Source organism: Chryseobacterium sp. LAM-KRS1, assembly GCF_013184525.1.
Lineage (GTDB): Bacteria > Bacteroidota > Bacteroidia > Flavobacteriales > Weeksellaceae > Chryseobacterium > Chryseobacterium proteolyticum.
In genome coordinates this window covers 136,206-154,710 of record NZ_JAAOIZ010000001.1, presented here as the reverse complement: position 1 = coordinate 154,710, position 18,505 = coordinate 136,206, and the positions used below count along the sequence as shown (strand labels likewise).

At 36.7% G+C, this 18,505-nt stretch carries 22 protein-coding genes and 1 riboswitch; of the genes, 12 read left to right on the top strand and 10 right to left on the bottom strand.

What is annotated here, in order from left to right:
• Positions 1–44: 44 nt before the first annotated feature.
• The 4 genes from G9C87_RS00730 to G9C87_RS00715 all read right to left on the bottom strand — a co-directional run bounded on the left by G9C87_RS00730 (position 45) and on the right by G9C87_RS00715 (position 3,211).
• Positions 45–695 carry a DNA-3-methyladenine glycosylase family protein gene (locus G9C87_RS00730; protein WP_172276874.1) on the bottom strand — a complete coding sequence of 217 codons (651 nt, stop codon included), beginning with the start codon at positions 693–695 and terminating at the stop codon, positions 45–47.
• A gap of 25 nt (positions 696–720) precedes the next feature.
• Positions 721–1,170 (bottom strand): methylated-DNA--[protein]-cysteine S-methyltransferase, encoded by a 450-nt coding sequence (locus G9C87_RS20745; protein WP_410498865.1) that lies wholly within the window; start codon positions 1,168–1,170, stop codon positions 721–723.
• 63 nt (positions 1,171–1,233) lie between these two features.
• Positions 1,234–2,646 carry an MFS transporter gene (locus G9C87_RS00720; RefSeq protein ID WP_172276871.1) on the bottom strand — a complete coding sequence of 471 codons (1,413 nt, stop codon included), beginning with the start codon at positions 2,644–2,646 and terminating at the stop codon, positions 1,234–1,236.
• 1 nt (position 2,647) lies between these two features.
• Positions 2,648–3,211, bottom strand: coding sequence for a TetR/AcrR family transcriptional regulator (locus G9C87_RS00715; protein ID WP_172276868.1), 564 nt, complete (start codon positions 3,209–3,211; stop codon positions 2,648–2,650).
• A gap of 153 nt (positions 3,212–3,364) precedes the next feature.
• On the opposite strand from G9C87_RS00715, the gene G9C87_RS00710 reads away from it, so the two are divergent.
• The 5 genes from G9C87_RS00710 to G9C87_RS00690 all read left to right on the top strand — a co-directional run bounded on the left by G9C87_RS00710 (position 3,365) and on the right by G9C87_RS00690 (position 6,093).
• On the top strand, positions 3,365–3,778 hold the full coding sequence (locus G9C87_RS00710) for a hypothetical protein (RefSeq protein ID WP_172276865.1): 414 nt from the start codon (positions 3,365–3,367) through the stop codon (positions 3,776–3,778).
• Positions 3,779–4,013: 235 nt separating this feature from the next.
• Positions 4,014–4,604, top strand: a complete 591-nt coding sequence (locus tag G9C87_RS00705) for a hypothetical protein (protein WP_172276862.1) — start codon at positions 4,014–4,016, stop codon at positions 4,602–4,604.
• A gap of 119 nt (positions 4,605–4,723) precedes the next feature.
• On the top strand, positions 4,724–5,299 hold the full coding sequence (locus G9C87_RS00700; protein ID WP_172276859.1) for a Crp/Fnr family transcriptional regulator: 576 nt from the start codon (positions 4,724–4,726) through the stop codon (positions 5,297–5,299).
• 69 nt (positions 5,300–5,368) lie between these two features.
• The gene (locus tag G9C87_RS00695) at positions 5,369–5,767 is read left to right on the top strand and encodes a DUF4267 domain-containing protein (RefSeq protein ID WP_172276856.1); all 399 of its coding nucleotides are present in this window, start codon (positions 5,369–5,371) and stop codon (positions 5,765–5,767) included.
• Positions 5,764–6,093 carry a hypothetical protein gene (locus tag G9C87_RS00690; protein ID WP_172276853.1) on the top strand — a complete coding sequence of 110 codons (330 nt, stop codon included), beginning with the start codon at positions 5,764–5,766 and terminating at the stop codon, positions 6,091–6,093. Before G9C87_RS00695 ends, G9C87_RS00690 begins: the two co-directional genes overlap by 4 nt.
• A 171-nt stretch (positions 6,094–6,264) precedes the next feature.
• Here G9C87_RS00690 and G9C87_RS00685 read toward each other — a convergent pair whose 3' ends face one another.
• From G9C87_RS00685 to G9C87_RS00670, 4 genes are all read right to left on the bottom strand, one after another.
• Positions 6,265–7,716, bottom strand: a complete 1,452-nt coding sequence (locus G9C87_RS00685) for a bifunctional 2-methylcitrate dehydratase/aconitate hydratase (RefSeq protein ID WP_172276850.1) — start codon at positions 7,714–7,716, stop codon at positions 6,265–6,267.
• 45 nt (positions 7,717–7,761) lie between these two features.
• Positions 7,762–8,913 (bottom strand): 2-methylcitrate synthase, encoded by a 1,152-nt coding sequence (gene prpC, locus G9C87_RS00680; protein ID WP_172276847.1) that lies wholly within the window; start codon positions 8,911–8,913, stop codon positions 7,762–7,764.
• Complete coding sequence (gene prpB, locus G9C87_RS00675) at positions 8,900–9,808, bottom strand: methylisocitrate lyase (RefSeq protein WP_172276844.1); 909 nt, start codon at positions 9,806–9,808, stop codon at positions 8,900–8,902. Before prpB ends, prpC begins: the two co-directional genes overlap by 14 nt.
• Before the next feature lie 402 nt (positions 9,809–10,210).
• Positions 10,211–10,403, bottom strand: a riboswitch (cobalamin riboswitch).
• A gap of 265 nt (positions 10,404–10,668) precedes the next feature.
• Positions 10,669–12,081, bottom strand: coding sequence for a PLP-dependent aminotransferase family protein (locus G9C87_RS00670; protein ID WP_172276841.1), 1,413 nt, complete (start codon positions 12,079–12,081; stop codon positions 10,669–10,671).
• A gap of 140 nt (positions 12,082–12,221) precedes the next feature.
• Here G9C87_RS00670 and G9C87_RS00665 point away from each other — a divergent pair, with 140 nt between their 5' ends.
• The 6 genes from G9C87_RS00665 (at position 12,222) to G9C87_RS00640 (ending at position 16,258) form a co-directional block, all read left to right on the top strand.
• On the top strand, positions 12,222–12,734 hold the full coding sequence (locus tag G9C87_RS00665; protein ID WP_172276838.1) for a hypothetical protein: 513 nt from the start codon (positions 12,222–12,224) through the stop codon (positions 12,732–12,734).
• 419 nt (positions 12,735–13,153) lie between these two features.
• Positions 13,154–13,309 carry a hypothetical protein gene (locus tag G9C87_RS00660; protein WP_172276835.1) on the top strand — a complete coding sequence of 52 codons (156 nt, stop codon included), beginning with the start codon at positions 13,154–13,156 and terminating at the stop codon, positions 13,307–13,309.
• Between the two features lie 180 nt (positions 13,310–13,489).
• Complete coding sequence (locus G9C87_RS00655; protein ID WP_172276832.1) at positions 13,490–14,224, top strand: DEAD/DEAH box helicase; 735 nt, start codon at positions 13,490–13,492, stop codon at positions 14,222–14,224.
• A gap of 12 nt (positions 14,225–14,236) precedes the next feature.
• Positions 14,237–14,665, top strand: a complete 429-nt coding sequence (locus G9C87_RS00650; protein ID WP_172276829.1) for a cold shock domain-containing protein — start codon at positions 14,237–14,239, stop codon at positions 14,663–14,665.
• Positions 14,666–14,696: 31 nt separating this feature from the next.
• Positions 14,697–14,891 carry a cold-shock protein gene (locus tag G9C87_RS00645; protein ID WP_089029390.1) on the top strand — a complete coding sequence of 65 codons (195 nt, stop codon included), beginning with the start codon at positions 14,697–14,699 and terminating at the stop codon, positions 14,889–14,891.
• Positions 14,892–15,127: 236 nt separating this feature from the next.
• Positions 15,128–16,258, top strand: a complete 1,131-nt coding sequence (locus G9C87_RS00640) for an MBL fold metallo-hydrolase (RefSeq protein ID WP_228456924.1) — start codon at positions 15,128–15,130, stop codon at positions 16,256–16,258.
• A 35-nt stretch (positions 16,259–16,293) separates the two neighbouring features.
• Here G9C87_RS00640 and G9C87_RS00635 read toward each other — a convergent pair whose 3' ends face one another.
• Positions 16,294–16,752 carry a hypothetical protein gene (locus tag G9C87_RS00635; RefSeq protein ID WP_172276826.1) on the bottom strand — a complete coding sequence of 153 codons (459 nt, stop codon included), beginning with the start codon at positions 16,750–16,752 and terminating at the stop codon, positions 16,294–16,296.
• A gap of 33 nt (positions 16,753–16,785) precedes the next feature.
• Positions 16,786–17,463 (bottom strand): TIGR02117 family protein, encoded by a 678-nt coding sequence (locus tag G9C87_RS00630; protein WP_172276823.1) that lies wholly within the window; start codon positions 17,461–17,463, stop codon positions 16,786–16,788.
• 596 nt (positions 17,464–18,059) lie between these two features.
• Here G9C87_RS00630 and G9C87_RS00625 point away from each other — a divergent pair.
• Positions 18,060–18,488, top strand: coding sequence for a hypothetical protein (locus G9C87_RS00625; protein ID WP_172276820.1), 429 nt, complete (start codon positions 18,060–18,062; stop codon positions 18,486–18,488).
• Positions 18,489–18,505: the final 17 nt, after the last annotated feature.

Here is an 18,505-nt window from a genome sequence, read left to right as displayed (position 1 = left end):
TTTTGAGATTTTCTTTACGTAAAACTACGATTCAATAACGGTTTTCATCCGGTCCTCTTTTTCGCATTAGAAAAATAATAGTGCCAGAGCATCATAGAAGCGACAGACCTGAAGGGTTTCCACTGTTCACTGATTTCAACTATTTCTTCTCTGGCGACTTTGGACGGAAGTTGTTTCAAACGTTTTAAAGCATTGACCGCAGCCAGGTCCCCAATCGGGAATATATCTGCCCGCTGAAGGGTAAACATCAGATAAACATCAACTGTCCAGTTACCTATTCCTTTTAGGCTTACTAATGTTTTACGTGCTTCGTCATCCGACATTTCCGATAGCTTTTCAAGATCTATTTCACCTTTTATAATGGCTTCTGCAAGACCTCTGATATATACAATCTTCTGGCGGCTTACATAGCATTTCCTCAACTCTTCATCCGTAAGTTTGAGAATATGCTCAGGAGTAATCTCCTGCATTTTTTCTTTTAGTTTATTGAGGGCAGCTAAAGCAGAAGCCAATGAAACCTGTTGTTCCAGAATAATATGGACTACTGTTTCAAAAGTGTTTTCACGGGTCCACATCGGCGGGTAACCGTGGTTTTCTAAAACTTCTCTTAAATCCTGATCATGAGCTGCTAAATGCTCACATAGCTGATTGAAATTTTCAAGGTTAAAAACTCTGGTCTCCGATGTTGATTCCATACAATCTGTTTTTTTTATATTAAATTTAAAATAAAGACGGCATTCTGAAGCTTTTCTCGAGATCAAGTAAAATTGATTTGTTTTCCAACCCTCCGGCAAAGCCCATCAATTTCCCTGACGCTCCTACTACCCTATGACAAGGGACAATAATGGAGACGGGGTTCTTATTTAGAGCACCGCCTACTGCACATACTGCTTTTGTATCTCCCAGAATCTTAGCCATTTCCCCGTAGGTTTTTGTCATACCATAAGGGATTTTCAGTAAGGCTTTCCAGACTTTAATCTGAAATTCCGTTCCTTCCAGATCCAATGGAACATCAAAGACTTTTCTGCTGTTTTCAAAATATTCTTTTAACTCTTTTTCCGTCTGTAAAAGTATAGGGTGCTGATTCTTCCTTTCCGGAATAGAAAGTTGGGTTCTTTTATAACCTTCGCCTTCCCAGATTATAGCCACAAGCCCCACATCTGAAGCGATTACCCTGATTAATCAGACAGGAGAAGAAACATCTTTGTATACTAGCCTTTTATCATCCATGGTTCATGTTTTAAGTACTTTTCCATTAGTTTCGTTTACCGATTTTGCTCCGGGAAGTAACTGTAACATCAGCCCTACGATTACAACGCAAATCAACAGACAGATAACCCCGAAATGGTAAGCCTCCTGCCAGCCGTCTTTTGAAAAATAAAAGAACACACCTCCAATGATACTTACTCCCAGTGCCGACGCTGTTTGCTGAAAAGTTGAATAGATTCCAGCAGCCGCACCTGCATACTGTGAAGGTACATTTTTCAGAGCAACATTTAATAATGAAGGAAGGACCAATCCGTTTCCGAGTCCCCACATTCCCATTAGACCAATAATCAGCGAGGTACTGATCCCGGATTTCCAAAGTGTCATCTGGAGATAAAATGCGATAAACAGAATAACCACTCCCACTTGTAATACTCTTTTTCCAAATATAACAATCAGCCTCGACGCCATAAGAGACGATATGATAAATAAAATCCCGGGAACAACAAAGTACAATCCGCTATCCATTGCTGAGATACCCAATCCATTTTGTAAATAAACTGCACTGAGTAAAAGATATGCCGTATGCAGCATAAAATGAAATAATACCGCAACCAGACCGATATTGAAATCTTTTATTCTAAACAATCTTACATCAATCAAAGGGTTTCCATTTCTTGAAAGTTTAATTTTCTGATTATAAATAAAAAATGTAAACAAAATGGCTGATAAAATAAGCAATGCAAAACTCCACAGCGGCCACCCTGCTTCACGACCCTGGATCAGGGGGTAAATAAGGGAAAATAATGCCAGCGTTAAAATCAATATTCCTGTATAGTCGAATTTTGTAGACTCATGTTTCGGGGTTTCCGTGAGGTATTTATGAGTTGCCCAAAGTGTAACGATCCCGATAGGAAGATTGATAAAAAACACGAGTCTCCAGCCTTCTATGAACCAATGGGTATCCGATAGGTATCCTCCCAGCATTTGACCGATGGCTGCAGCAGTTCCAAGTGTTATACCATACAGGCCAAATGCTTTTGCCCGCTCTTTAGTATCAGTAAAAAGAACTTGTATAAACGCTATGGTTTGCGGAACCATAAATGATGCACTGAGCCCCTGGAGTATCCTGGTTGCATTCAGCTGAAAAGCGGATTGGGAAAGACCACATAAGCATGAAGCAACTGTAAAGGCAAACATTCCCCAAAAGAAAACTTTCTTTCTTCCAAAATGGTCTCCCGCTCTACCTCCGGTAATAAGAAAAGCAGCATAACCAAGCAGGTACCCCGCAATAACGAACTGCATTTCGCCATCAGTCGCATGAACTCCTTTTTTAATGGTAGGTATCGCCACGTTGATGATGAATACATCAATTACAGAAAGTAAAGGTGCGGCCAATACAATGATCAGCTCCAGCCACTTATTTTTTATATCTTTCATTCTAGATCAGTTTTTCAATGATTTTTTTGGCAGACTGGATTTCGTCAGGTTTTTTAAAGACGGAAGCGGTAACAATAGCGCCTTCCAGCATAACGTAGATTGTTTCTGCCAGCTCTTCATCAGACAATATTTTCTTATGTCCGGAATTTTCAACAAGGTTTTTTATAAATTCTTTACTGTGCACTTTAGCTGATTGTATTTCGGCTAAAACTTCCGGATCACTTGTCCCTGCTTCATCATTTGCTTTAATGAACGGACAGCCTCCGAACTGCCTGAATTTCTGACGTTCGGTGTGATGATCAAAAAGTGCCAGTAGTTTCTGTTTAGGATCTTTAACTTTGTTGACACTGCTTTCCAGCCTGCTGAACCATAGCTCATGGGTACGGCGGATATAAGCGATCAACAGGTCTGTCTTTGTTTCAAAATGTTTATATAAAGATGCCTTGGCAATATCAGCCTCTTCAATGATCTGATTGATACCGGTATTACTATAACCCTGTCTATAAAATAAACGTTCGGCGGTATCCAATATCCTGTCGGTTACAACTTGTCCTCTTTGTTTCATGGTACAAAGATATAAATTAAATAGACAGACTTGTATATTTAAATTTTCACTTTTTTCTATAATGTATATATCAAAAGCTATGTTAAGATATCCATTAATGAAAGTAATAGCATTATATAATATCAAAGTATATCTTTGCAAAAACATCAAATTATGAAAGTGTTCCTGCTGGTCTTATCAATTCTTTTTCTTACTTCCTGCATAAGTGATTCGGATTATACTTCTCCTGCCCCATCTAAAAAATCTACCAGATACTATTTGTACCAGTCGTTTAAGAAAAAAAATGGGGTGGTAACCTTTACCGTATCGCATGATGGTACCTGTGCTGCAAAATCATACTACCAGATCGATCAGCTTATCGATACTACTCCTGCAACTTTTGTATCGTACATAAACTGCGAAAAATATGAAATACAAAAGGGATATTATAACAGTTCCTCTTCAAATATGACCCTTAATTTTGTCAATTACAAAGCTTCAATAAATGGCAATGAACTAACGGTAACGAAAATCACTACTGATATGTGGGACACTTATGAAGAAATCAATATTGCAAGGGCTTATTAAATTAAACAGTCAACCTTATTAGAATTGAAGAAAGTATTTTTTCCATCACATTTTTGACGCAATTTAATGAATACTGTCAAAAATTAAATTACTAAAAACTAGCTCATTGCAAATTTAACAATTATTAAAAAGCCCATATATAAAGTATTTGAGGAGATTTAATACAATAATAAGTATCTTTACCGTGAATTAAACATACGTAAAAACTATCCTGACGATACAATTTTAAATTGCAATGAAACCTATTCTCAATATTCTTTTAGTTTCGACATTACTCATTTCATGTGCGGGAAATGATGATATTTCTGAAAAACCAAAACCAACGGAAAAAACATTATATAACCTGGAATATAAAAATTATCTTGTAAAAAATGTTACTCTTTATAAAGGACCGATTGCCCAGGAATCTGATCCCGGCGAATCTTATCTGACTGCTTATTGGGGAACTTATCAGGAACCAATATGGAGGAAAATAAGTCTTGACATAAAAAACAGCTCTTTACAGCTGATTTCCGAAACATCAGCCGGCATAAAATATACCATTACAATGGACAAGGATTCTGTATTTATCAATGATCATAACGAATTGACCTATATCGGTAATTTTAACAGAGAAAAATCTTCATTTACATTAAAGAGATCACTACGGTATGTAAAAAAAGTTCCAAGAACTGATTTCGGACCCATGCTGATTTCACAAACGAACACTTTTGGTGTTACACAATATGAAACTATTTTCGGTAAAAGTGCTTTTAATAAACCAGCAGAAATGACCGAATCCGGTGATGTTGTTTTGTGGAGTAATATCGAATACCAATATCAGTAATCTGCTCAATAAAATACTGAGCGCAAAGTTTATTATTCTTTAATTGAAAGCCGTAACTTTCCATATTATCAAAATTATACTGTTGATATAAGTTTTACCGCTAACTAAATTGTTTTAGAATGGATAATGCTTTACTTGTGGCTATAAAAAAGATAGTAGAAATAAGTTATGATGAAGAAAAAATAATTCAGAACTTATTCAGATTGAAAGAATATAAAAAAGGAGATTTTTTCCTTAAGGAAGGTGAAATCTGCAAATATGTCGGCTTTATTGAAAATGGTCTTGTCCGTTATTACATCAATGATGATGGGGAAGAAAGAACTTATGGCTTCTCAAAAGAAAATGAATTTACCTGTAATTTTGAAAGCTTTGGCCCGCAGACACCATCTAAGCAACTCATTCAGGCTTTAGAAAATACCCGGATCTGGACCATCAGCTATGAAAATCTTCAGAAGCTGTATGAACAGGTAAAAAATGGAGAGCGATTTGGACGGCTATCTATTGAGTATGTTCTTATCAAAACATTAAAAGACAGGAATTCATTTTATACGGATTCTCCAAAATCCCGCTACGAAAAATTTATTAAGGAGCATTTTGATCTGCAACAAAGGATATCTCAATATTATATTGCTTCCTATGTGGGAGTAAAGCCACAATCATTGAGCAGAATCAGAAAAAGAATATCACTTTTATGATTTATTAACCTGGGTGCATCAATTTCTATTAAACGTTGAAGAATTTTGTATCAACAAAATAAAGTTCTTATGAAACGTTTACAACAAAAAACATCATTCTGGTTTAGCCTCATTTCAGGTATTGGTTTACTTTACATTGGAATCCGCTTTTTTATTAATCCTGTTGGTGCTGAAATAGATTATGGTATCCGTACTGTTACCAATGGGGATTTTTCTTTTCAGTATATCAAAGGAATCCGTGATTTTTTCTTTGGATTGATCATTACCCTTCTTTTATGGAAAAAACAGTTCTTCGCATTAGGTGTTATCCTGGTTTTAGGAACTATCATTCCAGCTACAGACTTCTTCGTCGTACTATCACATCCTGGCTCCACAGCCGGTCATTTAGTTTCCCACCTGATCGCCGTTATCATTTGTCTGTCGTGTGGATTTTATTATTTACAAAACCATAAACTAATACTATCATGATTTTATTTAATATCGTTCTGGTTTTACATTTCATCGCATTCTTAGTATTTATTATTCAGCTTGCCATATTATTTCCTCAACAGAATAAGGTTCTTCATAAAAAAAACATTCTTATTGGAGTTACCATTTTATTAACAGGAATTCTCCTTGTCGTCCTGAAATACCCTCACATCAATTTATATAAGATCATCCCAAAATCATTTTTGTTTTTAGGAGTTTCAACTTTTTGCGGAATATACAGTGGGAAAAATGTTCCAACGAAAGTGTTCTATCTTTTATTCGGAATGGCTATCCTTGCAGGCTTGATAGGAGTCATCAAAACGTAGGTATTCTTCGATACAATTTCAATTTTATCTTCAATAAAAAGTTATTACATATCAAAGCCTGAACTTCACGATTGTTCAGGCTTTGAAAAAAAATCAAATATCTGTTTTAAGGTGTTTGGTAAGTCAGTATTTATTTTATTTTCCTGAAATTATTTATTGAATTTCAGATAATTAAATAACCAAAAGATCCACAAACTCATTAACATTGAGGTTAACCAGCTTATCATACTCCAGAGAATTTTCCAATACAAGTCTTTGCTGCTTTTCCGGGAATATACGGGCGAGATTCACTTTATACTTTTTAATCAGTTCAGGAATTCCTTCATCCCTTCTTCGTTTATGTCCTATAGGATACTCTACTTTTACTTCTTCCAAAACAGTTCCGTCATTTAACTCTACTGTTAATGCATTGGCAATGGAACGTTTTTCAGGATCATGGTAATCAGTGGTAAACTGAACCTCCTCGATACATTCAATTTTATCACGAAGAATATCAATCCTTGGATCTGAAGCAATATTATCTTCATAGTCGGCAGCAGTCAGCCTTCCGAAGATAAGAGGTACCGCTACCATATATTGAATCGCATGATCTCTGTCTGCAGGATTATTCAGGGGACCTTTTTTATCGATAATCCTGATAGCCGCTTCATGCGTACGAATAGTAATTTTTTTAATATCTTCAGTTGTTTTACCCATCCCTTTTAATTGATGGTGCAATGTCATAGCTGCTTCCACGGCTGTTTGTGAATGGAATTCAGCAGGGAAAGAGATCTTAAACAATACATTCTCCATTACATAAGAACCGTATTCACGCTGAAATTTGAATTCATTTCCTTTAAATGAAACATCATAGAATCCCCATGTTTTAGCCGTAAGTACCGAAGGATAACCCATTTCGCCGGTTTTGGCAATTAATGCTAAACGCACAGCTCTGGAAGTGGCATCTCCGGCTGCCCATGACTTACGACTTCCTGTATTAGGAGCGTGACGGTATGTTCTTAAAGATTGTCCGTCCACAAAGGCCAATGAGATCGCATTGATCAGCTCATCACGGGTTAATCCAATTAATTTCCCTACAACGGCCGTAGAAGCCAACTTCACTAATAAAACGTGATCTAAACCTACTCTGTTGAATGAATTTTCAAGAGCAATTACTCCCTGAATTTCATGCGCCAAGATCATGGCTTCCAGCACCTGCTTCATTTTCAAAGGAGCTTTTCCTTCTGCAATATGGGTTCTGGACAACCAGTCAGCGGTTGCTAAAATTCCTCCTAAGTTATCAGAAGGATGTCCCCATTCTGCAGCTAGCCACGTATCATTAAAATCCAGCCAACGAATAATAGCTCCGATATTGAAAGCCGCCTGAACCGGATCCAGTTGAAACTGAGTTCCCGGCACTTTTGCACCATTCGGAACAACAGTTCCTTTTACGATAGGCCCCAATAATTTTGTACATGCAGGATAAGTTAAAGCTTCCAATCCACATCCAATAGTATCTAAAAGGCAGTAGTGAGCCGTTTTCCAGGCCAGGTCGTTTTTAATTTCGAAGTTCAATACATAATCTGCAATATCTGTTAATACCTGATCCGGTTGTGGTCTTTCATTTGAAATGTGTGATGACATCTTTTTGTTTTAAGTTTAATTAATTTATATTTTAAATCGATTGTATTATCTGCTTGTGATAGGAACAAATTCTTTATTTTCAGGCCCGGTGTAATTGGCACTTGGACGGATAATTTTGCCATCCTGCCTTTGTTCAATGATGTGGGCACTCCATCCCGTGACTCTTGAAATAACAAATAACGGAGTGAACATAAGGGTTGGTACTCCCATCAGATGATACGAAACCGCTGAAAACCAATCAAGGTTAGGGAACATTTTCTTTTCTTCCCACATTATGGTTTCCAGCCTTTCAGCAATATGATAAAGCAACATATCTCCGGCCTCTTCGGAAAGTTCTTTCGCTACTTTTTTTATCACTACGTTTCGCGGATCCGATATGGTGTACACCGGATGTCCAAATCCAATAATTACTTCTTTGTTACCAATACGCCTTCTGATATCCTCTTCCGCTTCATCCGGGGAATTATAACGACTCTGAATTTCGAAAGCCACTTCATTCGCCCCACCATGTTTAGGACCTCTTAAAGCACCGATAGCTCCCGTTATACAGGAATAAAAATCTGAAGAGGTTCCCGCAATAACACGCGCAGTAAAAGTAGAAGCGTTAAATTCATGCTCTGCATACAGATTAAGAGAGATTTCCATTGCCTTCACCCAGGAATCAGGTGCTTTTTTACCATGCAACAGGTGAAGAAAATGGCCCCCAATAGTATCATCATCAGTTTCTACATCAATCTCTTTTCCGTTATGCGTATAATGATACCAATACAAAAGTCCGGAACTGAATGATGCCAGTAATTTGTCTGCAATATCCCTTGCTCCCGCCACATTATGATCGTCTTTTTCAGGCTGAATACTTCCAATTGCTGAAACCATGGAGCGCATTACATCCATCGGATGGGCAGCTGCAGGAATACTTTTCAGGATATTTCTTACAGAATGTGGTAATCCTCTCAGTGATTTCAATTTGGCTTTATAGTTTTTTAACTGGGCTCCTGTTGGTAGCTGTCCGTAAATAAGAAGATAGGCTACCTCCTCAAATTCTGCTTTTTCTGCGAGGTCCAAAATGTCATAACCTCTGTAATGGAGATCATTTCCACTTTTTCCTACACTGCAAAGGGCAGTATTACCTGCGGCAACCCCGGAAAGCGCTACACTTTTCTTAGGCTTAAATGTTGGTTCGTTATTCGTTGACATTCTTGTTCTGTTTAAATAGGTTATCTAATTTTTGTTCGTAATCATGGTATCCAATGCTGTTGTAAAGCTCTTCCCGGGTCTGCATGGTATCAATTACATGAGCCTGGGTTCCATCTTTCCGGATATGCTCGTAAACATTCAGTGCTGCCTTATTTGCCGCCCGGAAAGCAGAAAGGGGATATAAAATCAAACCGACTCCCGCATCTTTCAGTTCATCAGCAGTATACATTTTAATCATTCCGAATTCTGTAATATTGGCCAGTACAGGAATACATGTAGCGTCTACAAACTTTTGATAATAGCTTAAATCAGGAACAGCCTCCGCAAAGATGAAATCTGCTCCGGCTTCTTTATAGGCAACAGCCCTTTCCAATGTTTTTTCAAGCCCTTCATTGGCAAAAGCATCAGTACGTGCCCCGATCACAAAATTTTCATCCGTCCGAGCATCAACAGCAGCCTTCAAACGGTCTACCATTTCCTCTTTGCTTACCACTTCTTTACCTGGACGGTGCCCACAACGTTTAGCTCCTACCTGGTCTTCAATATGCAAAGCACCTGCTCCGGCTTTAATTAATGATTTTACAGTTCTTGCTACATTGAATGCCGAAGGACCAAACCCCGTATCTACATCCACCAATAGAGGTAAATCACATACATTGGTTATTCGCTGAATATCGATCAGAACATCCTCAAGGGTCGTAATTCCCAGATCCGGAATTCCCAACGATCCTGCAGCAACTCCTCCTCCGGAAAGATAAATAGCATTGAATCCTGCCTGTTGCGCCAACAATGCATGATTGGCATTGATAGCCCCGACAATCTGAAGAGGGTCTTCTTTTTGCATTGCCTCCCGGAACCGTAATCCGGCAGACTCTAGACTTACATTTTTACTCATCTTTAATATTATTGTTCGTTTTGATGTATTTTAACTCACATTCTTCCAACAATTTAAAGAAAGATTATTCTTTAAATGATTAAAATAATTAAACGACCTATAAACCTTAATGAATGGTTGAACAGCCCATTACATTTTCATGTAATAACAATCCGTTTAAAGATTACTGCCATCAGCCTGTAATGCTTATAAATCAATATAAAAGGTGCTGATAAAACTTCACAATACTTTGTAAAAGAGAAAATTATGGAAAGGACTAATACGAGCAAGCTGTAGAAATGATACAGCCCTGAAAAGCAAAACCTGTAAACCATTTCTTAAAAATGATAATGTACACAAAAAGATATCGGGCACTGTTACCACATCGTATCATACCTGACTATAAGCTTCAGATCGCGAAAGCATCGTCAATTCGAAATAGGCAGGTCTCCTGACTTGTAACAATTTTTATCGTCCTTCCCATTCAAAAAAGAACAGTGGACCCTGATTGATAAAAACCTTTTGAGTGTTACTTACAGTTGCGCGACAGTTCGTGATTCACACACGATTCCCTTTTAATTCACAGCTAAGTGTAACCAATTCCGGTTGATAAAGAAGTATAAATGAACTCCTTGGTGGTAAATATAGGTATTTTATTGAAACACGAAAATAATTATTTACGAACAACAGTTAGGAATTCGTAATTCTTTGAAAATAGGCATTATAAATTTATTTTCAATTTTCAAAATCATAATTAAAATGATCTTGATTATGTAAAAACCACTTGCATAAAAATCCGACAAACACGATTATTGAGAAAAGCTTATGCTCTCAATATGAAAATATGATTCTGAATTAACAGATAAAAGCCGGAAAAACACTCACAATATCTGTTTCAAACTCTCACCTATATTTTGCAAAGCCAACAGGCTATGGGATGTGATACGTTCTGCAAAAATAATCCTGAAATGGTATCTGAACTGATCGGTAAGGCTAAAAATTTCTCCGGGAGTAAATAATATTCTTTGCTGTTCGCAATAAGCGTAAAATTTCTCCATATCCACTCCTTCAGGTAAACTTCCCCAAATGCTGTATCCACCCTGAGGATCTTCAAAATAAGCCCCATCCGGAAAATGGCTTTTTAATATCTCTAACACATCTGTGGCCTGCTTATATAGCTGTTTACGAAATGAACGCAAATGTTTATCATAGCTATGGTCCTCAAGCAGTTTAATGACCAGTTCCTGATATACCGGAGCAACAGATCTTCCTAAGGCAAACCTGGTTCTCTCTGCTTCCGCATGGAATTTTCCCGAATGCATCCATCCCAGGCGAATACCGGGAGCCAATGTTTTGGAAAAAGAAGAAAAAGTTATTACCCAGCCACCGGTATCAAAACTCCCGATCCCCGAAGGTCTCTCATTGCCAAAATAAAGGTCTCCGTAAATATCATTTTCGATAATCGGAAACTCATATTCTTCCGCAATGGAAAGCAGTTCTTTTTTTACAGTATCCGACATCAGAATCCCGGTAGGATTGTGAAAATTAGGTGTAACTACAAGAGATCTGATATTATGATCCGTGCATATCTTTTTTAAATATCCCGTATCAAAACCATCTCTATCCCGGACAGGAATTTCTATGACTTTAAGCTTCAGATTGACAATTACTTCCAAAACAGAAAAAATGCATGGACTTTCAACAGCAATGAGGTCACCGGCATTCGTCACAGATGCCAGGGCAATGTAAAGTGCCTGCAATGCTCCATCTGTAATGATTAATTTTTCAGGATGCAATGTGTATCCATATTGAGAAGTACGTTTAGCGATAAGATCTCTTAGTTCTAATGACCCGTTAGCAGGATAGTAGCGAAGAAGTGAAGTCCCTTTTTCGCGGATCACTTCCTGCATTTTTTTTAAAATGAGCTTTTGCGGAATCAAAAGATCCGTAGGTGCCGCCGAATTAAATGAGGCATATTCGGAGGGCTTATTTCTTGATGAAATCAGAGCAACATTTTTATTGAAAACTTCATTTTTTGAGACCGGGTAAAGTGGTAAGTTTTCACTGCTTATTTGTGGAACATCAGCTGCTACAAAATAACCGGAGCGGGGAATATTTTTCACCCATCCTTTCATCACCAGATGATCATAACCACTTTGAACCGAACTTGTACTCAGATGATAATTTTCTTTAATCTCTCTCACAGATGGTAGACGGGTGCCGGGCTTTAACATTCCAGTCTTTATTTTATCTTCAATAGCAGTGGTAAAAATCTCATATCTGTACGTCTTCATGGCGTTTCATCTTTTTCATAACAAATGTACAAATGTGTTCGCACAAATGATTAAAAACCAACTGTACTGATTCAATTGTACTCAACTGTACTCATACAACAGTTTAATAATCCATTAGCTTTGGGTAAAAAAGAATCATAATGGAAATTATATCCAAATTTACCGTAGGATCAGACCAGGGAATCGATCACCTTTTTGCTGTCATGAGACCTTATATCAGAAATACCTATTCTGGAAAAGTTTCATCGGAAAAAATTGAAGAATACCTTGCCGAAAATGTAGAATACAGGAAAATGATCAATATCCTGAATGACTTATCCACCCAGCTCATTATGGTATTTGCAGATCATGAACCCGTCGGTTATTGCCTTTTTAAAAGCGGATCATTATATCCGGAAGCAAATGAAGGGGAGAGAATGACGGAAATAATTGATTTTTCTATCCTTCCTGAATATGATCAGCCTGAAATAAGACAATCATTATGGAACAAAAGCAGATCAGCTATTACTTTTACAGATCGTATCTGGATCAGCATAACTGAAGATGATCCCATGCTCTCATTCTTCAATTCGGTTGGATTTGAATTTATAAAAACGACCACCCTGAAAGCATTTTCACTCCCTGCAAAAATATACGAACTGAAGCTGAAGTAAATAAGACTATTCCTTTCACATATTTACATTGTTATTTTTTGGAACAGATGTGGACAATATTTTAATTTTCTTAGCTTAGAGGAGGAAAAGCAACCTCAACAAACAGATCCTGTTAGCAGATATAATGTTGCTGACAGGATCATGTAATACATTAATTAAAAAAACAACCCATTACAAAAGATTTTGACCTTATATTTACAAACAGAAGCCCGATTCTTTATGGCTAAAAGCTGTTTTTAAACAATTTTTTGAAAATCAATTAATTAAAACATCGATTATCCCTTATTTTTTCGTATCTTTGCACTTAATAAATAACCAGGCCTCTGCCTTTGCTATCTGTTACAGTTTAGAATACTTATTTTTTTCTTTCAGTTTTTGCTTTTTCAGCTGCCAAAAATTAACCCTTATTTATTTCCTGAATGAATATATATACAGGCAACTTAAAAAAACAAAGAATAGAAAAACAATTTGAAGATCCTTTTACTCCTTTAGGAGATTTACTCTCAGTAGAAATTACAAAAGAAGACCATTACGCAGGCTCCAGGGTTTACGGGCGTATAGAGGTGCTCATTTAATGTGAGGCATGCCACGCTATTGCAAACTCAGCAACGATCTTTATTTATTCAGATTATTGGTGAACAAAGCAAATGAAACAACGGGAAAAATTATTTTTTTCCGATACACCAACAATAAAATAAATATTCAATTCCTGATAAAGAATTGGTCAAAGGTCGAAGATTCGGCAAACCTTATCAATGAATTTCAAAAATTTAAATTTAATTAATCCCATTATCCGCGCCGCTACAGAGACAGGATATTCTAAACCGACAGAAATACAGGTGGATGTTATTCCGCAGATTTTGATGGGTAGGGATATTTTGGGGTTTGGACCTAAGGAACCTGGAAAAACAGCAGCATTTACCATGCCTGTTATTCAGCTGTTGAAGAAAAGCGCACCGGAACATAAAGAAATACGGACACTGGTATTAACACCGACACAAGAAATAGCGGTGGAGATTGAAGAAGATTTCAGAATTTACAGTAAATATCTTCCTTTATCCCAGTTGACCATTCATGATGGAACATCACAAGGAAATCAGCTTGCCGCTTTAAGAGTAAGAGTGGACGTTCTTATAACAACCCCTGCTGCTTTACTTGAATTAATCAATCAGAGACCTATCAGTCTTTCCAGGATTGAAATCCTGGTTTTAGATGAAGCAGATAAAATGCTCGATACGAATTTTGTGAATGATGTGAAGAAAGTTATTAAACTTCTTCCTCATAAAAGACAAACCTTACTTTTTTCTTCGGTCATATCAGACAAGGTTAAAAGATTTGCTGATCCATTGCTAAGCAACCCGGTGGAGATTAAACCTACACCTATAGAAAAAAATGCAGATCATACAGTGATACCCGTAGGAAAAAAAGAAAAAACGGACAGGCTTTATAACGCCGATCCGCTCCAGTACTTTAATATAATAACTAAATAATAAAATTAATTTATGGCAGATTCTTTCTCTAAAAAAGAAAATTTCAAGAAAAAAATTCAAAAACAAAAAGAAAAGGCTTTACGCCGTGAAGAACGAAAAACTAATAACAATAAAGGAAAGGGACTTGATGAAATGCTAACGTATGTGGATTCATACGGAAGACTTACTTCTACTCCACCTGAAGAGACACAAGAAATCAACCTTGATGATATTCAGCTGGGAGCTGCTCCTATTCCTGAAGAGGAAATCCGTAAATCAGGAATTATTACTTTTTTCAGTGAAAAAGGTTATGGTTTTATTACAGAAGATAAAACAAAGGAAAATGTATTTTTCCATTCCAACAACTGTGCGGAACCCGTAAAGAAAGGAAATAAAGTATCATTTGAAAAAGAGAGATCTCCGAAAGGATTTTCTGCTATTGATATTCAACTGATCAAATAATAAATAACAACAATTTTTAATAACAATTACAATGCAAGAAGGCACAGTAAAATTTTTTAACGAAACAAAAGGTTTCGGATTTATTTCTCCAGCAGACGGAGGACAGGATATCTTTGTACACGCTTCAGGGTTAAGCACAAGAATTATTCGTGAAAACGATAAAGTAACTTTTGAAGTACAAAAAAGTGAAAAAGGATTAAACGCAGTAAACGTAAAACTTGCATAGTTTTCCAGATATTTTCCGATAAGATAATATCAAATCACACAGAAGGCCCCATTTGGGGTCTTTTTTTTATTTCAAATAAATCCAGATAAAGTATAATCCAAAGTCGATCGTCCTATAAATAATAAACCCATCATTACTTTATTGGGAAGTATTATCTTTATGTAATAAAAACACATCACTGATGTTCCGGGTGATCTGGACATCTAAAAACATTTTGAAGTAAAAAATCAATCACATTGAAAAGAATTGTAAAAGTATTCCGGAAAATATTGATCCTGCTGGTCCTCATTATCACTGTTCTTGGTATCGTTACCTTTTTCTATATGAGGCGGGAGGAATTCGGAGCCCTGCCGGAGGGTAAACGTCTTGAACTGATAAAAGCTTCTTCCCATTATAAAGATGGCAGATTCAGGAATATTGTGGAGAGGCCGACACTTACTAAAGGCTATTCGATGCCGGGTGTATTGTACGAAACCCTGTTTACAAAATTTCCACACCGTAGCCCAGTAGATTCGCTACCATCCATAAAGACCAATTTAAAAGCACTGAATATTCATGATAACGCGTATGTATGGTTTGGGCATTCTTCATTTTTTCTTCAGCTCGATGGCGTAAAGATCCTTGTTGATCCTGTATTCAGTGGAAAAGCCTCCCCTATCCCTGGAAGTGTTACGGCTTATAAAGGAAGTGATATTTATACGGTAGCAGACCTGCCTGAAATCGACTACCTACTTTTATCGCATGATCATTATGATCATCTGGATTACGAAACCATAAAAGAACTGCAAAAAAAGACAAAACATGTAGTCTGTGGTTTAGGGAACGGAGCTCATTTTGAACGCTGGGGATATACACCCGATCAGATTATAGAAAAAGACTGGTACGAATCCGTAAACGTAAAGCCAGAATTTACCATATTTACGGAATCTACACATCATGATTCCGGAAGAGGATTCAGAAGCGGACAGGCATTATGGCTTTCTTTCCTGATTCAGACACCTTCTATGAAAGTGTACTACAGCGGAGACGGAGGTCGTGATGATAGATTTAAATCTATAGGTTCAAAATACGGAAAAATTGATTGGGCCATTATGGAATGCGGGCAATATAATAAAGCATGGCAATCGGTACATGAGCTTCCGGAAGAAGTTGCTTTGGGAACAAAAGAGCTGGGTGCCCAAAATTTATTACCCGTGCATAATTCTAAATTCACCCTGGCCAACCATCCCTGGAAAGAACCTTTGGAAAAAATCACTGCTCTTTCAAAGAACCAAACTTATCGATTAGCAACCCCTATGATTGGTGAATTAGTTCATTTAGACAAAACAGATCAGAAGTTTAACGAATGGTGGAAAAATGTTCAATGAGGCATCTGAAAAGTTAATTTTGGAAAATTCCAATTTTATAAACTTGAGATGTCCATTTTCAGCATTTGGTTTATTTTATCCTGAAATTGGGTCTCTATAAGGATCTCCGATATATCCACAGGTAAATCTTCTAATGTTAGAGGATTTACAGGGCTCGCTACCAGGTGGTAGTTACCATCAAGAAAATGATTAAAGTTATTTTTATCAAATGAATACAAACCTTTTTTTGCCATTGAAATGTAATCTTCAAGATATCTTTCATCTGCTTTACTACGATATATTTCAATTAAGACCGAGTTTAATTCGGGATTAATTGTAAAATCTGATACTACAGGCAAATTCCTGAAATAATGTACTAATTTCTTATGATTTTCTGCTGATTTAGCTACAGAATCAGGTAACTTTCCTCCTGCAGAAGCCATAAATCCAATGTATTTACCATCCGTGAGAAACCAATCAATGTCCAGGGTCTGTTGTTCAATTTCAGTTATCATCAGTTAAGGGATTATATTTTTTCTGACTAAAAATTATTTATAATGCCTGAATATTCCAAAATCTGTAGCCGTCCACAGGGCTGCTTTTTGTCCCGCAGCTTTTAGGGCATCATTTGTCCAGGTGTTACAGGTATACGTGAAATTGTAGCTTCCCTTAGCATCATAAAAGGCATCATTATCAGCATACACAGCATTTGTCGGGATGAGAATAAAATTACCATTCTTATCTCTATCGAATTTGGCTTCTACGAATTCAACTAATTTTTTATACTGGGACCTGCTGATCATAATCATTTTACAGTCTTCTCCTTCTTTCATCGTACTATAATAAGTACAGTGCATTGCAGATTCACTTAACCAGAAAGCAGCTTTGAAAGCTGTTGAAAATTTTAAATCAGCCCATGTCGGAGTGTCCAGGTAGAAACCTTTATCTCCCCATCCGATTCCTATATATTGATAATCAGTTCTCTTTGAAGTGGTATTGGAGAAAGGAACTTTTGTACTCCAGTCCTGCAGATCGTTTTTTACCTGCATTACAATATCCGTGTGTACTCCATTGGTATAAATATAAATTGGAATCTCTTTCTTTTCACCGTCATCCTTCGCTGAAACCCCGATAAACGGGACTAACAGGGCAAGAACAACATAAAGAGCAACGATCCCGAGGATGATTCCTAAAGCTTTTAAAACGATAATAAGTAATTTTTTCACAGATATGTCTTATAAGGTTACGTAAAATTAATTTTTAATTTATAACAAAAATATTTGTTTTAATCGGAAAAATCAGTACATTTAAGTATGAAATAGTCACAAATATGCGTAAAAACACTAAATCCCAAAAAAGATTTAAAATAAGAGTAAAAACAGCTCCGAAAAGAATACAAAAAAAACGTTGATTTTCTAAAAGATTTTATCTTTTTGAAAGTCAATTTTTCTTTTTAGGAAAGGCTTTTCAGAGAATTTTTATTCACAAAATCTTTGCCTCCTTAAACCGCTAAATTTAAGGAATGGTCGACTACCCTCTTTAATTTGGAACAGCAGAAATTCCAAACGAGGGTTTATCACCAAAAATTTAACGCTTAACTCCTCATGCGAAACTCAATTTTTCAGTTTCTCACCACCTTATCCCCTTCAATCTTCCCTTTTTTTTGGATACATTCTCATCAAGAACTTGCAATCAGGCATTTATTGTAATTATATTTTACATTTTTATCATTTTTTTAACACATTTTTAATCCCCACGTTTTGTTTCAATTTTCAAGTTTAGTTACCTTTGTCATTGGATGCGGGGAAGATTTCATCAATATTTGTTTACCTTTTTATTTGCACTACTCACTGTTTTAGGTTTGTACTCTGGTCAGATACCGGAGTATCCCGATTTTGATGTCAACTTCAATTCAAAATCCGTAAGTGATGATTCTTCGGAAAACAATATAAAACATTCTTATGCTTTTCTAAGAGACCATGAACTTCATGATCAATATGTTGTTTCACACCTGCCCTATCATAAGCTTAGAGCAAACCTTTCCGAAAGCGATAATGAAAACGATGATAATGTAGAGACATCCGGTTTTACGGGACCTCCAATCTGTTTAGGGACTGACATCGGACATCTGAAACCTGATTTCGTTACGATATTCCATAACAGACAGAGTGCTGTTTCACTTGCTAATTCAGAACATCTAAAATATTTCAATGATGACCTGTACATCCAGTACAGGGTCATCCGGCTGTGATCTTAGTATATTTTTAC

Excerpts from the sequence above, each read along its gene's own strand:
- G9C87_RS00730 (WP_172276874.1), bottom strand. The coding sequence starts at position 695 with ATGGAATCAACATCGGAGACCAGAGTTTTTAACCTTGAAAATTTCAAT.
- G9C87_RS00720 (WP_172276871.1), bottom strand. The coding sequence starts at position 2,646 with ATGAAAGATATAAAAAATAAGTGGCTGGAGCTGATCATTGTATTGGCC.
- G9C87_RS00715 (WP_172276868.1), bottom strand. The coding sequence starts at position 3,211 with ATGAAACAAAGAGGACAAGTTGTAACCGACAGGATATTGGATACCGCC.
- G9C87_RS00710 (WP_172276865.1), top strand. The coding sequence starts at position 3,365 with ATGAAAGTGTTCCTGCTGGTCTTATCAATTCTTTTTCTTACTTCCTGC.
- G9C87_RS00705 (WP_172276862.1), top strand. The coding sequence starts at position 4,014 with ATGAAACCTATTCTCAATATTCTTTTAGTTTCGACATTACTCATTTCA.
- G9C87_RS00700 (WP_172276859.1), top strand. The coding sequence starts at position 4,724 with ATGGATAATGCTTTACTTGTGGCTATAAAAAAGATAGTAGAAATAAGT.
- G9C87_RS00695 (WP_172276856.1), top strand. The coding sequence starts at position 5,369 with ATGAAACGTTTACAACAAAAAACATCATTCTGGTTTAGCCTCATTTCA.
- G9C87_RS00690 (WP_172276853.1), top strand. The coding sequence starts at position 5,764 with ATGATTTTATTTAATATCGTTCTGGTTTTACATTTCATCGCATTCTTA.
- G9C87_RS00685 (WP_172276850.1), bottom strand. The coding sequence starts at position 7,716 with ATGTCATCACACATTTCAAATGAAAGACCACAACCGGATCAGGTATTA.
- prpC (WP_172276847.1), bottom strand. The coding sequence starts at position 8,913 with ATGTCAACGAATAACGAACCAACATTTAAGCCTAAGAAAAGTGTAGCG.
- prpB (WP_172276844.1), bottom strand. The coding sequence starts at position 9,808 with ATGAGTAAAAATGTAAGTCTAGAGTCTGCCGGATTACGGTTCCGGGAG.
- G9C87_RS00670 (WP_172276841.1), bottom strand. The coding sequence starts at position 12,081 with ATGAAGACGTACAGATATGAGATTTTTACCACTGCTATTGAAGATAAA.
- G9C87_RS00665 (WP_172276838.1), top strand. The coding sequence starts at position 12,222 with ATGGAAATTATATCCAAATTTACCGTAGGATCAGACCAGGGAATCGAT.
- G9C87_RS00660 (WP_172276835.1), top strand. The coding sequence starts at position 13,154 with ATGAATATATATACAGGCAACTTAAAAAAACAAAGAATAGAAAAACAA.
- G9C87_RS00655 (WP_172276832.1), top strand. The coding sequence starts at position 13,490 with ATGAATTTCAAAAATTTAAATTTAATTAATCCCATTATCCGCGCCGCT.
- G9C87_RS00650 (WP_172276829.1), top strand. The coding sequence starts at position 14,237 with ATGGCAGATTCTTTCTCTAAAAAAGAAAATTTCAAGAAAAAAATTCAA.
- G9C87_RS00645 (WP_089029390.1), top strand. The coding sequence starts at position 14,697 with ATGCAAGAAGGCACAGTAAAATTTTTTAACGAAACAAAAGGTTTCGGA.
- G9C87_RS00635 (WP_172276826.1), bottom strand. The coding sequence starts at position 16,752 with ATGATAACTGAAATTGAACAACAGACCCTGGACATTGATTGGTTTCTC.